This is a genomic window from Rhodococcus sp. P3_B8 (assembly GCF_056402775.1).
The window spans coordinates 24536-39126 of the sequence record NZ_JBFUGT010000016.1; the positions used below are offsets into that span (position 1 = coordinate 24536).

Annotated in this window: 12 protein-coding genes; 5 read left to right on the forward strand and 7 right to left on the reverse strand. The window is 67.7% G+C overall.

Annotation, left to right across the window (positions count from 1 at the left end):
- Positions 1-86: 86 nt before the first annotated feature.
- Entirely contained in the window at positions 87-1262 is a 1176-nt protein-coding gene (locus AC1D1G_RS09275) for a glycoside hydrolase family 3 N-terminal domain-containing protein (RefSeq protein ID WP_283330885.1), read from the forward strand.
- 102 nt (positions 1263-1364) lie between these two features.
- Entirely contained in the window at positions 1365-1964 is a 600-nt protein-coding gene (locus AC1D1G_RS09280) for a TetR/AcrR family transcriptional regulator (RefSeq protein WP_280780642.1), read from the forward strand.
- A 48-nt stretch (positions 1965-2012) separates the two neighbouring features.
- Here the strand turns inward: AC1D1G_RS09280 and AC1D1G_RS09285 are convergent, their stop codons facing one another.
- Both AC1D1G_RS09285 and AC1D1G_RS09290 read right to left on the reverse strand, forming a co-directional pair.
- Positions 2013-2876: a MaoC/PaaZ C-terminal domain-containing protein gene (locus tag AC1D1G_RS09285; RefSeq protein ID WP_009478227.1), complete on the reverse strand. Its 864-nt coding sequence runs from the start codon at positions 2874-2876 to the stop codon at positions 2013-2015.
- Positions 2876-4222, reverse strand: coding sequence for a 3-oxoacyl-ACP reductase (locus AC1D1G_RS09290; RefSeq protein WP_283330887.1), 1347 nt, complete (start codon positions 4220-4222; stop codon positions 2876-2878). The genes AC1D1G_RS09285 and AC1D1G_RS09290 overlap by 1 nt, the downstream gene beginning before the upstream one ends.
- Before the next feature lie 130 nt (positions 4223-4352).
- On the opposite strand from AC1D1G_RS09290, the gene AC1D1G_RS09295 reads away from it, so the two are divergent.
- Together AC1D1G_RS09295 and AC1D1G_RS09300 are read left to right on the forward strand one after the other, a co-directional pair.
- Positions 4353-5687 carry an acetyl-CoA C-acetyltransferase gene (locus tag AC1D1G_RS09295; RefSeq protein ID WP_061700443.1) on the forward strand — a complete coding sequence of 445 codons (1335 nt, stop codon included), beginning with the start codon at positions 4353-4355 and terminating at the stop codon, positions 5685-5687.
- A 330-nt stretch (positions 5688-6017) separates the two neighbouring features.
- Positions 6018-8312, forward strand: coding sequence for a VanW family protein (locus AC1D1G_RS09300; RefSeq protein ID WP_477951795.1), 2295 nt, complete (start codon positions 6018-6020; stop codon positions 8310-8312).
- Between the two features lie 71 nt (positions 8313-8383).
- On the opposite strand, the gene AC1D1G_RS09305 is transcribed toward AC1D1G_RS09300, so the two are convergent.
- From AC1D1G_RS09305 to AC1D1G_RS09325, 5 genes are all read right to left on the reverse strand, one after another.
- Positions 8384-8758, reverse strand: a complete 375-nt coding sequence (locus AC1D1G_RS09305) for a hypothetical protein (RefSeq protein ID WP_477951796.1) — start codon at positions 8756-8758, stop codon at positions 8384-8386.
- Between the two features lie 16 nt (positions 8759-8774).
- Positions 8775-9368, reverse strand: coding sequence for a hypothetical protein (locus tag AC1D1G_RS09310; protein ID WP_477951797.1), 594 nt, complete (start codon positions 9366-9368; stop codon positions 8775-8777).
- 229 nt (positions 9369-9597) lie between these two features.
- On the reverse strand, positions 9598-11433 hold the full coding sequence (locus AC1D1G_RS09315) for an acyl-CoA dehydrogenase (RefSeq protein WP_005243698.1): 1836 nt from the start codon (positions 11431-11433) through the stop codon (positions 9598-9600).
- 82 nt (positions 11434-11515) lie between these two features.
- A complete protein-coding gene (locus AC1D1G_RS09320) occupies positions 11516-12139 on the reverse strand; it encodes a class I SAM-dependent methyltransferase (protein ID WP_280780649.1) in 624 nt (207 codons plus the stop codon).
- 21 nt (positions 12140-12160) lie between these two features.
- Entirely contained in the window at positions 12161-13276 is a 1116-nt protein-coding gene (locus tag AC1D1G_RS09325) for a DUF4185 domain-containing protein (protein WP_477951799.1), read from the reverse strand.
- A 285-nt stretch (positions 13277-13561) separates the two neighbouring features.
- On the opposite strand from AC1D1G_RS09325, the gene AC1D1G_RS09330 reads away from it, so the two are divergent.
- A complete protein-coding gene (locus AC1D1G_RS09330) occupies positions 13562-14581 on the forward strand; it encodes a beta-ketoacyl-ACP synthase III (RefSeq protein ID WP_105417277.1) in 1020 nt (339 codons plus the stop codon).
- Positions 14582-14591 lie beyond the last annotated feature (10 nt).

Sequence of the window (14591 nt, forward strand, 5' to 3'; positions counted from 1 at the left end):
CCAGATTACCAAGACGGGCGGCAGCGGTCGTCGATTCGGCGCCTGCCGCGGGGGTGCGGACGGCGAACTGGGCTACCGTCGAACCCATGCGGATCAAGTATGCACTCGCGCTCGCTGCCTGTACCGGCCTCGTCGCCGGATGTTCGTCGGGTGGTGGCGGGACGGTCGCGGAGTCGTCGTCGGCGACACCGTCGCCGTCCTCCGTCGAGCCGGCGTCGCACACCGGCACCGCAGCGCCCGCCGCCGCGCCGGCGTCGTGCGAGACGGAGTTCCTGCAGTCTTTGCCGTTGCGGCGCAAGCTCGCTCAGCTGCTGAACGTCGGAGTGACCGGCACGGCGGATGCGGCTCAGGTGGTCCGTGACGAGCAGATCGGCGGCATCTTCGTCGGGAGCTGGACCGACGAGTCCATGCTCGCGAACCGTGAGATTCCCCAGGTGGCGTCGGCGTCGTCGCTGCCCCTGATGGTGACGATCGACGAGGAGGGTGGGCGCGTGTCGCGCGTCGAGAACCTGCTCGGTGCCGATCCGTCCGCCCGGCAGACCGCAGCCACGATGACGGAGGAACAGACGTACCAGATGGCGCTAGAGCGCGGTCGCGGACTGAAGGACCTCGGTGTCACCGTGAACTTCGCCCCCGACGTGGACGTGAGCAGCCAGCCGGACGACAGCGTGATCGGCGACCGCTCCTACTCCGACGATCCCGCCGTGGTCACCCGCTACGCCGACGCGTATGCGCGCGGAATGCGGGACGCGGGAATCCTGCCCGTCATCAAGCACTTCCCCGGACACGGATCGGCGTCCGGCGACTCACACACCGGGGCCGTCACCACCCCGCCGCTCGAGCAGTTGCAGACGAAGGACCTCGTCCCGTTCCGGAACCTGGTGTCCACGGGTGTCGGCGTCATGCTCGGCCACCTCGAGGTGCCGGGTCTGACCGCACCCGGGATTCCCGCCAGCATCAGTCCCGACGCCGTGGCGCTGCTGCGCGGTGGCACCGGATACGGGGCGCCGCCGTTCACCGGGCCGATCTTCACCGACGACCTCAGCGGCATGCAGGCGATCACCGACCGCTACGACATCACCGTCGCCGTCGAGACCGCGCTGGAATCCGGTGTCGATGTCGCCCTGTGGCTCACCACCGACGACGTCCCGCGGGTGCTCGATCACCTCGAAAGCGTTGTGGCCTCGGGCAAGCTGCCGCAGCAGCGTGTCGACGAGGCGGTCCTGACCGTCGCGCGCGCCAAGGGCGTCATCGCCTGCTAGTGCGGAGTCCGCGACCGGGTGCTGGTATTCTTCTCGTCCGCCGGTCGGGCCCACTTTATTACCGTAGAGTAAGATAGCGGGTTCGACGATGATGGAGGACGAATGGCCGGCGGCACCAAGCGACTGCCGCGCGCAGTGCGCGAGCAGCAGATGCTCGACGCTGCTGTCGACGTCTTCTCCGACAGAGGTTTTCACGAAACGTCCATGGACGCGATCGCGGCCAAGGCGGAAATCTCGAAACCGATGCTGTACCTCTACTATGGTTCCAAGGACGAACTGTTCGCGGCGTGCATCCAGCGGGAGGGTCTGCGCTTCGTCGAGGCGCTCGCTCCGGCGGGCGATCCGGGGCTGAGCCCGCGCGAACAGCTGCGCCGGGCCCTCGAGGGGTTTCTCGGGTTCGTGGGCAAGCACCGCAAGTCGTGGATGGTGCTGTATCGCCAGGCGATGGGGCAGCAGGCGTTCGTGGGGTCGGTGCAGTCGAGCCGCGACCGGCTGATCGAGCTGACCGCGCACCTGCTCGAGTCCAGCACCAAGGATCCCCAGCCTGGACAGGATTTCGAACTGATCGCCATCGCCCTCGTCGGTGCGGGTGAGGCCGTGGCCGACCGCGTCGCCGGCGGCGAGATCGAGGTCGACGCCGCCGCCGATCTGCTGGAATCCCTGGCGTGGCGCGGCCTCGCGGGCAAGAAGAAGCCGGAGTGAACGGGACGTTCGTTCGATCAGATCGAACGAACGTCCCGTTCGTCCCCGTCAGCGCAGTGTCGCGGTGAGGTGCGGGTACCCCTTCTTCGGGTGCTTGATCGACAGATCCCAGCCGTCGCCGGTCTGATCGGCGTACACGTTCAGCGTGGACGGCAGCAGGATCGGCTTGCCGAAACGCACGCTGTACGTGACGGCGTCCGGGATCCGGCCCTCCACCGACCCGAGGACAGCGGCCGCACTCCACATGCCGTGCGCAATGGTCTTCGGGAATCCGAAAGCCTTGGCGCCCAACGTCGACACGTGAATCGGGTTCCGGTCACCGGACACAGCGGCGTACTTGCCGATCGTCTTCTGATCGACCCGCAGCGTCCGCAGCGGACGCGGCGGCTCCTCCTCGGCCTTCGGTTCGGGGCCGGGCTGACCGGACAGCGACGTCTTCTGCTGACGCAGGAAGGTCGACGTCTGCTTCCACACCAGTTCGCGTCCGACCCGGATCTCGCTGATCACGTCGATCAGGAGTCCCTTGCGGTGCTCACGCAGATTCTCCGCGTGCACCGACACGTCCAGGGGCTCGATCACCGAGATGGGACGGAACTGTTCGATGACGTTCTCCGCGTGCACCGAACCGATGGCGGGGAAGGGGAAACCGTCGGACACCATCAGCTTCATCACGACCGGGAACACCAGCGTGAACGGGTACGTCAGCGGCAGGTGGTCGCCGAACCGCAACCCGGTCACCCGGTCGTACGCCGCCAGGTTGTCGGGGTCGACGCGCACCCCGTTCAAGACCAGCGTCGTGTCCGGGGCACTGTGCCCGCTCGCGCCGATGACCGGCAGCGCGCTGCGCACGGCCCGGGTGTAGATGTCGAGCGTGCCCGGCTTCTCCGTGAGTTGCACGACCTTGCCGGACATCACGCCCCCAGCAGGCTCTGGCCGCAGACACGGACGATCTGTCCGGTGACGGCGTTGGACGCGGGGCTCGCGAAGTAGGCCACGGTCTCGGCGACGTCGACGGTCTCGCCGCCCTGCAGCAGGGAGCTCATCCGACGTCCGGCCTCGCGGGTGGCGAAGGGGATCGCCGCGGTCATCGCCGTCTCGATGAAGCCCGGTGCGACGGCGTTGATCGTGATCTTCTTCGTCGCGAGTACCGGCGCCGAGGCCTGCACGAGTCCGATGACACCGGCCTTGGAGGTGCCGTAGTTGGTCTGGCCCCGGTTGCCCGCGATACCGGCGATGGAGGAGACGTCGATGACGCGGCCGCCTTCCTTCAGTGCACCCTTGGCGACGAGGACATCGGTGATGCGCTGCGGTGCAAGGAGGTTGACACCGATCACCATGTTCCAGCGGCCCTCGTCCATGTTGGCGAGGGTCTTGTCGCGGGTGATGCCGGCGTTGTGGACGATGATGTCCGCGCCGCCGTGCCGTTCGAGGACGAACTCGGCGAGCTTGTCTGCCGCGTCGTCCGCGGTCACGTCCAGGGCGAGGGACGTGCCACCGACCTTGTTGGCGGTTTCCGACAGCGCCTCACCGGCGGCCGGAATGTCGGCGCAGATGACGTGCGCGCCGTCGCGGGAGAGGACCTCGGCGATGGTCGCACCGATGCCGCGGGCCGCACCGGTGACGATGGCGACCTTCCCGTCGAGCGGCTTGTCCCAGTCGGCGGGTGCGACGGAATCCTCGGCGCCGACCCGGATGACCTGGCCGCTGACGAACGCGGACTTGGCCGACAGCAGGAACCGCAGCGTGGATTCGAGACCCGACAGTCCCGCGGAGGCCTTCGGCGAGACGTAGACGAGCTGAGCCGTGGCGCCGCGCTTGACCTCCTTGCCGACGCTGCGGGTGAAGCCCTCGAGCGCGCGCTGGGCGACGTGCTCGTCGACGCCGGACGTCTCCTCGGGGGTGGTGCCGATGACGACGACGCGCGCGGACGGCGCGAGGTTGCGGACGACCGGCTGGAAGAACTCGAACAACTGCTCGAGTTCGGTGACCGAACCGATGCCTGTGGCGTCGAACACCAATGCGCCGTACGTGTCGTCACCCGATCCCGCGGCGGGGTAGTCGGACAGCAGTTCGCGCAACGGCTCGACGAGACGGCCCTTGCCGCCGATCAGGACCGGGCCGGCGAGCGGCGGTTCGCCGTGCTTGTATCGCCGCAGGTTCTCGGGTCGCGGCAGTCCTGCTTTCGCGGCGATGAATGCGCCGGGTGCGGATGAGAGGAACTGGGAATAGAGGTCGGGAGCTCCCTTGCTGGCTGCCACGGTCCTACCTTCTGTCGTCGTTTGGCGGTCAGTCACCGAGCACCGAGTGAAGTGCGGTGTCGACAAGTAACTTACTCCTGAGTAAGAATAGTAGCCAACAGGTAATCGCACCAGATCCTTGGAGACGTCAGTGACCAGCAAAGCTCGCACCAACTCGAACTCCGCAGCGGCGCCGAAGCCAGGCGGAAAGCAGCAGCGTCCCGTCGCGATCGTCGGCGGAAACCGCATTCCGTTCGCCCGCTCCGACCGGAAGTACGCGCAGGCGTCCAACCAGGACATGTTCACCGCCACCCTCGACGGCCTCGTGAGCCGCTTCAACCTCCAGGGCGAGAAGCTGGGCCTCGTCGCAGGCGGCGCCGTGCTCAAGCACAGCCGCGACTTCAACCTGATGCGCGAATGCGTCCTCGGCAGCGCCCTCAGCCCGTACACCCCGGCCTTCGACCTGCAGCAGGCCTGCGGCACCGGACTGCAGTCGATCGTCGCCGTCGGTGACGCGATCGCGGCCGGCCGCATCGATGCGGGTGTCGGCGGCGGCGTCGACACCACGTCGGACGCGCCGATCGGCGTCAACGACGAACTCCGCGAGTTCCTGCTGTCGCTGAACCGCGCGAAGAGCACCGGCGACCGCATCAAGCTCCTCGGCAACGTCCGCCCGTCCATGCTCGGCATCGAGATCCCCCGCAACGGCGAGCCCCGCACCGGGCTGTCCATGGGCGAGCACGCCGCCATCACGGCCAAGGAATTCGGCGTCCGCCGTGAGGACCAGGACGAACTCGCCGCCGCCAGCCACCAGAACATGGCCGCCGCCTACGACCGCGGATTCTTCGACGACCTGGTGACGCCGTTCCTCGGACTCACCCGCGACGACAACCTGCGGCCCGACTCCAGCGCCGAGAAGCTGGCCAAGCTGAAGCCGGTCTTCGGGGTGAAGGCGGGCGACGCCACGATGACGGCGGGTAACTCCACCCCGCTCACCGACGGCGCGTCCGCAGTCCTGCTGTCCACGGACGAATGGGCCGCCGAGCGCAAGCTTCCGGTGCTCGCGCATCTCGTCGACTCCGAGACCGCGGCCGTCGACTACATCCACGGCAAGGACGGGCTCCTGATGGCGCCGACGTACGCCATCCCGCGCCTGCTGGCCCGCAACGGCCTCACCCTGCAGGATTTCGACTACTACGAGATCCACGAGGCGTTCGCGTCCGTCGTGCTGGCGACGCTGCAGGCGTTCGAATCGGACGAGTACTGCAAGGAACGCCTGGGCCTCGACGGCGCACTGGGGTCCATCGACCGCAGCAAGCTCAACGTCAACGGGTCCTCGCTGGCGGCGGGGCACCCGTTCGCCGCGACCGGCGGCCGCATCGTCGCCTCGCTCGCCAAGATGCTGGCGGAGAAGGGCTCGGGCCGCGGCCTGATCTCGATTTGCGCCGCCGGCGGCCAGGGTGTGACGGCAATCATAGAGGCGTGATCCGACTGGCCTTTCCGGTAGCTGGGAGACCGGAAAGGCCAGCGTGCGCGCAGTGCGAGCGGGGATCCGGCAACGAGGGGTGGCCGGATCCCCGAAATCTTTTCCGACAGGTGTAACGCTGGAGATTAGCTGGCGATATCCCTGTCAGCCCCGTGTTGCTGCCTGACCCCCGACCTGGCAGCAGCGCGGGGCTCTTGCATTTCCGGCGGCCGGTACGCTGACGTGGGGGTCTCGACCGGGCCTCGCTCGGATCGGATCGCGCTTGAAATGCAACGAGCACCGACGGCAAGCTGAGGCCCGCACGAAGGACAACTCGGTGAGAGGGCCACGGTGAACGACGAAGACGGCGACAAGGGGAGCAAGGCACCCGAACGGTCGACGCCGGACCCTTCCGCGACGCCCGAGAGTGTCGAACCCGAGAATGTGGCCGACCCGGCCGCCGAGGTCCCCGCTCCCGACGATGCCCCGGAACCCGAAAACGCTCCGGCTCCCGAGGACGCTCCGGCCGTCGACGATGCCCCGGCTCTCGAGGATCAGGCGGAACAGCCGAGTGCCGACGACGCCCCGACGGCGCAGCTGAACCTCGGTGACCTCGGGGAACGCTCCGAGGAGCAGGCTCCCGACGCGCCGTTGTGGGTGGAGCCCCCGGCCAACGAGGACGTCACGCAGGTGATCCCCGCGATTCCGCCGGGACCCGTCCCCGGGCCCACGGCGGCGTACACCACACCGGCGGACGAGCCGACCGTGGTGGCTCCGGCTGCCGCGGCGCAGGTCCCGCCGCAGCCGGCACCGGAAACTTCCGCGCCCGCCGAGCCGTCCGCGGAACCGACCAAACCTGCCCGTGCTCCCTGGGTGAAGATCGCAGCGGTCACCGGTGGTGTGATCGCCCTGATCGGCATCGCGTACGCCGCGGACCTCGCGGTGTCCTCCGGGAACGTCCCGCGCGGGGTGACGGTGGCAGGCGTCGACGTGGGCGGTTCGTCCCGCGAGGAGGCCGAGGCCATTCTGCAGGCGCAGGTCGGCCCGCGCGCCGATCAGCCGCTGACGGTGACTGCCGGCGACGTGTCGACGCAACTCGTTCCGTCGGCCGCCGGGCTCGGTGTCGACTGGGAGGCCACCCTCGACCGGGCCGATTCGCAGCCGCTCAACCCGTTCACGAGGCTCACGTCGTTCTTCACCACCGACGAGATCGGTGTGGTGTCGACCCGTGACGAGGCCGCGCTGGCCTCCGCCGTCGACGGCCTCCGCAGTGAGACCGATCGCGCGTCCCGTGAGGGGACCGTCGTGTTCGAGGGCCCGACCCCGGTTCCGGTGGACCCGTCGACCGGGCAGAACCTGAACGGCGAGGGTGCCGAGGCGGCGTTGACCGAGGAATGGGCGTTCGGCCGGACCGTGGACCTGCCTGTCGACGTCGTGCCCGTGACGGTGACGAAGGAAGGCGTCCAGCGGGCGCTCGCCGAGGYGGCGGTGCCCGCTGCCTCCGCCGATCTGGTGGTGACCGGTCGTGACGGCAAGGTCGCGACCGCGGCGCGTCAGCAGATCGGTGCCATCGTCGGCTTCGAACCGGACGGCAACGGTGGGCTGAAGCCCACCTACAACATCGAGGCCGCGATCGGCATCCTGGCGCCGCAGCTCGTCTCGACGGAGATCGCACCGAAGGACGCGACGATCACGCTCGACGGCGGATCGCCCACCGTCGTCCCCGCGGTCGTCGGTGACCTGGTGCAGTGGCCCAAGACGTTGGAGACGTTGCCCGAGTTGTTGCGCGGCAACGGTTCTCACGCCACTGCCGCGGTGTACGGACCTGTCCCGCCCGCCCTCACCACGGAGGCCGCGCAGGCGCTCGGCGTGAAGGAAGTGATCGGCGAGTTCACGACCGGCGGCTTCTCTGCCGCGTCGGGTACCAACATCCGGCTCGCCGCCAGTGAGATCAACGGGGCGCTCATCAAGCCGGGCGACACGTTCTCCCTCAACGGGTACACCGGCCCGCGCGGCACGGCCCAGGGCTATGTGGAGTCGGGCATCATCAATAATGGTCGCCCGGACACCGCGGTCGGCGGCGGTGTGAGCCAGGTGGCGACGACGCTCTACAACGCCGCGTATTTCGCCGGCATGGAGGACGTCGAGCACACCGAGCACTCGTACTACATCTCGCGTTACCCCGAGGCGCGTGAGGCCACCGTCTTCGAAGGTGCCATCGACCTGCAGTTCCGCAACACCGCCAAGACGGGTGTGATGATCCAGGCCATCGGCGGCGCCTCGGATCTGACCATCCGGTTCTGGGGAACCAAGACGGTCGACGTCGAGTCGATCACCGGTAACCGGACCAAGCCGACGGAGCCCGACACGGTCACCCTGCCCGCCGGCGATCACTGCATCGCCTCCAGTGGCGCACCGGGATTCACCGCCAGCGACACCCGGGTGATCTCCGATCACGCGACCGGTCAGGAAATCTCCCGGAACACCAGGACGGTCCGCTACGACCCCGTCCCGATCGTCAAGTGCGAGGAACCCGCCGCCGCACCCAAACCCGACGAGCGCACCCCCGCCGCCTCGCCGGCCCCCTCCGCCCCGGCGGAAAGCCCGAAACCCACCCCGAAGCCGAATCCGAACAACGGCGAGTAGCCGCACCACTTCTCGGTTCGCGCACCGCTTTTCGGGCCCGAAAATAGAGCGCGAACCGAGAAAGGGTGCGACTACAGCGACCGCACCGTAAGCCGCTGGGCGGACGGGAGCGGTGCCTGCGCCACCCAGCCTCGTGGCGACCCGGCACGCGCGATCGCGCGGCGGACACGCTCCGTCACCAGCCGCGGTGACCCGAGGTCGTCCCAGATCCACCGCACCACCTGGAATCCGAGGTCGCGCAGCGCGTCCTCGCGTTGCTTCTCGGCGAAGACCGCGTCGCCGGGGGATTGCCCGGGTTTCAGCAGCCGTCCGTACTTGACGCGTCCGTCGAACTCCCCGAGCACGATGCCGTCGAAGTGGAAGTCGACGCGTCCGATTCGGCGCCCGCCGGGTTCGAACACCTCGCCTTGCTGGGACGGGGCGGGCAGCCCGGCACGCGACAACATGACCCGGCTTCGAGATTCACCGACGCTTTCGCTGTGCCCGCTCACGAAGCGGACGACCCTCCGCGCCGCATCGACACCGTGACGACGCGCAGCGCTGGGCGATTTCGGCGTCCAGGTCCTCTCGGCTGATGCCGAACCTCCGGACGGCCGCGTCACCCACCACGACGGCCTGCTCGAACGGCAGAGTTCTCGCGAGGTCGATGAGGGTCCGCGCCGGGAGGGTCAGCGAATGCCCGTCCACCACTGCCACACGCTCTCCGATGGGCGCGCAGTGCACCGTGGTCCGCCGCTTTATCCGGCCACCTCCGCGTCGGTTTCTGGTGACGTGCACGCGGTCGAGGGGCGTCTTCCACAACGGCAGCCCGTACACGACGGCCGCGGATTGGTGGCTGAGCACTGCGTCGTCCGACACGGCGTGAATTGTCGAGTCGATGAGGAAGCGATGACGTTCCTCCTCGCCGAGCGCCGAGTACATCGACGCGGAGAGATATGCGCCGCGACCGATGCGCTGCCATTCGCCGCGTGTGTACAGGCGTCGGATCTCGTCGTCGCTGTAGCCGCGGTCCAACGCCTCCTGGCGTCGCAGCATCGCCCCCGGGTCATGTTCCATGGGAACGATTCTCGCCGGAGCCGCCTGAAGAATCCGGTCCGAAGGACCCGGCTGTGGATGAACTGAGGCTTGTGGACAACTCCCGCACTCTTTCTCGGCTCGCGCACTACCTATGGGAGCCGAAAAGGGGTGCGTCGACCGGGAAAGAGTGCCGGAGTCCACATGGTCGGGACACGAAAAAGCCCGGCGGCCGGGGAGCTACCCCGGCCGCCGGGCCGTCTGAAGCCGATCAGAACGCTGCTTCGTCGAGCTCCATGATGTCGTTGTCGATGTTGGCGACGATGCTGCGGGTGGCGGTCAGTTCCGGCAGCACGTTCTTCGCGAAGAAGGACGCGATGGCGACCTTGCCCTCGTAGAACGCCTTGTCCTTGTCGGAGGCACCCTCGTCGAGGGCCTTGATGGCGATCTCGGACTGGCGGAGGAGCTGCCAGCCGATGAGCAGGTCGCCGACGGACATCAGGAAGCGGACGGAACCGAGGCCGACCTTGTACAGCTCGGACGGCTGCTCCTGCGCACCCATGAGGTACCCGGTGAGGGTGGCGGCCATGGTCTGGACGTCCTCGAGGGCGGTGGCGAGCAGGGCGCGCTCGGCCTTGAGGCGACCGTTGCCTGCCTCGCTGTCGATGAACTTCTTGACCTCGCCTGCGACGTGGGCGAGTGCCACACCGCGGTCGCGGGCGATCTTGCGGAAGAAGAAGTCCTGCGCCTGGATGGCGGTGGTGCCCTCGTACAGCGAGTCGATCTTGGCGTCGCGGATGTACTGCTCGATCGGGTAGTCCTGCAGGAAGCCGGAGCCACCGAAGGTCTGCAGGCTGTCCGTCAGGTACTGGTACGCCCGCTCGGAACCGACGCCCTTGACGATGGGGAGCAGCAGGTCGTTGACGCGGAACGCGAGGTCCTTGTCGGCGCCGGACACCAGCTTGGCGGTGGCCTCGTCCTGATGCGCCGCGGTGTACAGGTACACGGCGCGCAGGCCCTCCGCGTACGCCTTCTGCATGGCGAGGGCGCGACGGACGTCGGGGTGGTGCGTGATGGTGACGCGCGGCGCGGCTTTGTCCGTCATCTGCGTGAGGTCGGCGCCCTGGACGCGTTCCTTCGCGTAGTCGAGGGCGTTGAGGTAGCCGGTGGAGAGGGTGGCGATGGCCTTGGTGCCGACCATCATCCGGGCGTGCTCGATGACGTCGAACATCTGCGCGATGCCGTTGTGGACCTCGCCGACGAGCCAGCCCTGGGCGGGAATGCCGTGGCCGCCGAAGGTGACCTCACACGTGGCGGAGACCTTCAGGCCCATCTTGTGCTCGACGTTGGTGACGAAGACACCGTTGCGCTCGCCCAATTCGTTGGTCTCGAAGTTGAAGTGCGTCTTCGGGACGAAGAACAGCGACAGTCCCTTGGTGCCGGGGCCTGCGCCCTCGGGGCGGGCCAGGACCAGGTGGAAGATGTTCTCGAACAGGTCGTCGGAGTCGGCGGAGGTGATGAACCGCTTGACGCCCTCGATGTGCCAGGAGCCGTCGTCCTGCTTGATGGCCTTGGTGCGGCCTGCGCCGACGTCGGAGCCGGCGTCGGGTTCGGTGAGGACCATGGTGGCGCCCCAGCCGCGTTCGACGCAGGTGGCGGCCCACTTCTTCTGCTCTTCGGTGCCGTTGTGGAACAGCACGTCCGCGAACGCGGGTCCGGCCTGGTACATGTGCGCGGCCGGCTGGGCGCCGAGGATCAGCTCACCGATGGCCCACACGACGGACCGGGGCACGGGTACGCCGCCGATCTCCTCGGAGAGTCCCATGCGGTACCACTCGGCGTCCCACAGTGCGCGGAACGACTTCTTGAACGATTCCGGCAGGGTGACGGTGTGGTTTTCGGGGTCGAAGACCGGAGGGTTGCGGTCGGCGTCGGCGAAGGACTCGCCCAGCGGTCCCTCGGCGAGGCGGGCAACTTCGCTGAGCATGTTGCGGACGGTGTCGGCGTCGAGATCGCCCCACACGCCTTCACTCAGCGGCTGCTCGAGACCGAGTACCTCGAAGAGGTTGAACTCCAGGTCGCGGACGTTGCTCTTGTAATGGCCCATGTCTTCTGTCTCTCCCAGTGAGATGGTGCGGTCTATCCGTTAGTACCGCCCAAGTTATTACTCGTCGGTAACATCAGCGATATTACGCCCGATTTACCTGACTGCCAAGACTCGGGCGGTGGGCAACGACGAGCGCGTCGATCGCCGTTCCGGCGTCCGTCTCGCGGAATCGTCGTTCGGCGACGTCGACGGAGAGCTGACCGCCGAACGAGTTCACCAAATCATCTGGTGTGTATAGGATTTCAGCGTCCTGGGGACCCCCGACTCCCTGCGACAAGTTAACGGCGTCATGCCCCAAAATCATGAGGATTCCATCAGGTTTCAGCGCAGATATGGCGCGGTTCACAACCTGCAGACGCTCCTCGGGGGCGAGATGGAGGTAGATCATGAGCACGAGGTCGTACTCGCCGCCGAGGTCCGTATCGGTGACGTCGGCGACGCGGTAGTCGAGCCTTTCGCGGACCGAGCGGGGTGCCTCGGCGGCCACCCGGCGGGCCTTGTCGACGGCCACGGCCGAGTAGTCGAGCCCCGTCACCTCCCAGCCGCGGGTGGCGAGCCAGTGCGCGTTGCGGCCCTCGCCGCATGCAAGGTCGAGTGCGCGGCCGCGGGGGAGCGAGGTGACCCGCTCGACCACGACGGCGTTGGGTGGCGCGCCCCACACCAAGTCGCTCTGTGAATACCGTTCGTCCCAGGCAGCTGCATCCATGCCCCGACGCTAGTACGCGGGCTACGGCGTGAGCGTGGTCCGCATGAGAAGCACGTTGTAGTTGTTGTGCACCGTCGTGAGGAAGTAGAGGTCGCGTCCCGTCGACCACGGGTGGATGTAGGCGCCGTACGCCGTGGGCAGCYCCCGGGTGTCGACGAGCACCTCCGGTGGGCCCCACGGTCCGGTGACCGACGGGGAGCGTCGCATGACCACGGAGTTGTACTGGTCGGTGGTCAGCATGAGGTATTGGCCGAGGTACTCGTTGTACGCGACGGACAGTTCGCCGACTCCGCCCGGCATGATCGGCTTGGCGACGTCGGGGTTGCCCTTGATCCACTTGGCGCCGTCGAAGTATTCGTACGCGCCGAGGTCCATGATCTGGGGTTCCGGAACCCGCGCGATGTGGACGAGTCCGCCGCGGCCGGCGGGTGTTCCGTACTGGTAGACGAAGCCGTCGGCCTTGACGAAGGCGCTCATCTGGAAGTTGGCGTTGCCGCCGACGTTCGGGCGCTGCGTCTCGGGGGCGACGGTCCAGTTCTCGCCGTTGTCGTGTGAGTACACGAGACCGGAGTAGTTGGTGTCCCACGTTCCCGCCGGTCCCCAGTTCTTCACCGACATCATGCTCAGAACCTGGGTGTTGCCGACGGCGACGCCGGCGGTGGGGATGCGGCTGATTTCGACGAACGGGATCTTCGGGCTCGGGACGAGCTCCTTGGACTGGCCGAAGATGTCGCGGGGAGAGCTGTCGAAGTTCATCCCGTCGGCAAGGATGCCGTCCGTGCTGCGGAACAGTGTGCTGCTGCGCCAGGCCCACAGGCTGCCCGACAGCAGGTTGGGCAGTCCGAGCCCGGCGGAGTCGCCGAACGCCGTGAGGACCTGCCCCTGGCCGTTGTCCCACATGATGCCGAGGTCGGTGCCGAGGACGTTGGCATCCTGGGTGCGGTTCGGGCTGAGCATGCCGGTCTGCTGTGCGACCGCCTGGGTGCGTCCGGTGAGGTGTGGAATCCCGTTGGTGCCGTTGAGTCCGGGGATCGGATTGATGGCGTTGGGATTCGCGGCGGCTGGGCCGGCGAATGCGATCAACGTCACGGCCGCGCCGACGAGTGACGCTGCTGCAAGAGCTCTGGTTCGCTTCACGAAGGACACTCCATCTCTAGCAGCAGGCGGCACTGCGTGGCCCGAAGAGACCACTCCCCCTACCGGTGATCAACTGCTGGAAATCGCCAGAAGTCTAACAAGTCTGTTCTTACGAAAGTGTCGGTTTGACCGCAGTGTTCGTTTCATCGGCACCCCCACCGAACCGATATTACCGACGAGTAACAGGAACCGGTGCTACCCGCTGGGCGGTCGCCGACGTAACGTGTGCTGGCGACAAGTCCACACTGCGCGTAACCACGCGGGACCTGATGAGGAGATCGATCGATGGGAAAGCAGATTGCCACCGTGGCTGGAGGTCGGCAGTCCGCCCTTCTCGGGCTCGGCGTGTACCGGCCCGAACGGGTCGTCACCAACGACGAGATCTGTGAACTGATCGACTCGAACGACGAGTGGATCCAGTCGCGCTCGGGTATCCGCAACCGGCGGTTCGCGGCGGAGGACGAGAACGTCGTCACGATGTCCATCGAAGCCGGGCGTAAGGCGATCGAAGCGAGCGGGATCGATCCCGAGCAGATCGGCTGCGTCATCGTCGCGACGTCGACGTACCTCCTGCTGACCCCGCCCGCCGCGGCGGTGGTGGCCGACGCCCTTGGCACCAACGGGCCCGGAGCGTTCGATCTCGGCGGTGGCTGCGCGGGCTTCTGCACCGCGCTGACCGTGGCGTCGGATCTGGTTCGCGGAGGGTCCGTCGACTACGCCCTCGTCGTGGGCGTCGAGAAGATGAGCATCACCACCGACCCCACCGACCGCTCGACGCGGTTCATCTTCGGTGACGGCGCCGGCGCCGTGGTCGTGGGCAAGAGCGACGTCGCCGGCATCGGTCCGGTGGAGTGGGGTTCGGACGGCGCCCAGGCCGACGCCATCGTGCAGGACCTGGATTGGTACGAATACATCACGACGCCGGGTGCCACGCGCCCGTACATCAAGATGGCCGGTACCGCGGTGTTCCGCTGGGCCGCCTTCGAGATGGGCAAGGTGGCCCTGCGGGCGATCGAGAAGGCCGGCATGTCGGTCGACGATCTCGACGCGTTCGTCCCGCACCAGGCCAACTCGCGGATCACCGAGGTGATCGCCCGCAGCATGAAGCTCCCCGAGAACGTGCCCGTGTCCGACGACATCGCCGAGAGCGGCAACACGTCGGCCGCGTCGGTGCCGCTCGCCATGGAGGAGATGCTGCAGTCCGGCGCAACCAAGCCCGGCGACACCGCCCTGCTGCTCGCCTTCGGCGCCGGGCTGTCCTACGCGGCCCAGGTCGTGACGATGCCGGTACTCGCGAAGAACTGACCCGGGCCCG

Bases quoted from the DNA above. Each gene is read 5' to 3' on its own strand.
- AC1D1G_RS09275 (WP_283330885.1), top strand. From the start codon at position 87: ATGCGGATCAAGTATGCACTCGCGCTCGCTGCCTGTACCGGCCTCGTC.
- AC1D1G_RS09280 (WP_280780642.1), top strand. From the start codon at position 1,365: ATGGCCGGCGGCACCAAGCGACTGCCGCGCGCAGTGCGCGAGCAGCAG.
- AC1D1G_RS09285 (WP_009478227.1), bottom strand. From the start codon at position 2,876: ATGTCCGGCAAGGTCGTGCAACTCACGGAGAAGCCGGGCACGCTCGAC.
- AC1D1G_RS09305 (WP_477951796.1), bottom strand. From the start codon at position 8,758: ATGTTGTCGCGTGCCGGGCTGCCCGCCCCGTCCCAGCAAGGCGAGGTG.
- AC1D1G_RS09310 (WP_477951797.1), bottom strand. From the start codon at position 9,368: ATGGAACATGACCCGGGGGCGATGCTGCGACGCCAGGAGGCGTTGGAC.
- AC1D1G_RS09315 (WP_005243698.1), bottom strand. From the start codon at position 11,433: ATGGGCCATTACAAGAGCAACGTCCGCGACCTGGAGTTCAACCTCTTC.
- AC1D1G_RS09320 (WP_280780649.1), bottom strand. From the start codon at position 12,139: ATGGATGCAGCTGCCTGGGACGAACGGTATTCACAGAGCGACTTGGTG.
- AC1D1G_RS09330 (WP_105417277.1), top strand. From the start codon at position 13,562: ATGGGAAAGCAGATTGCCACCGTGGCTGGAGGTCGGCAGTCCGCCCTT.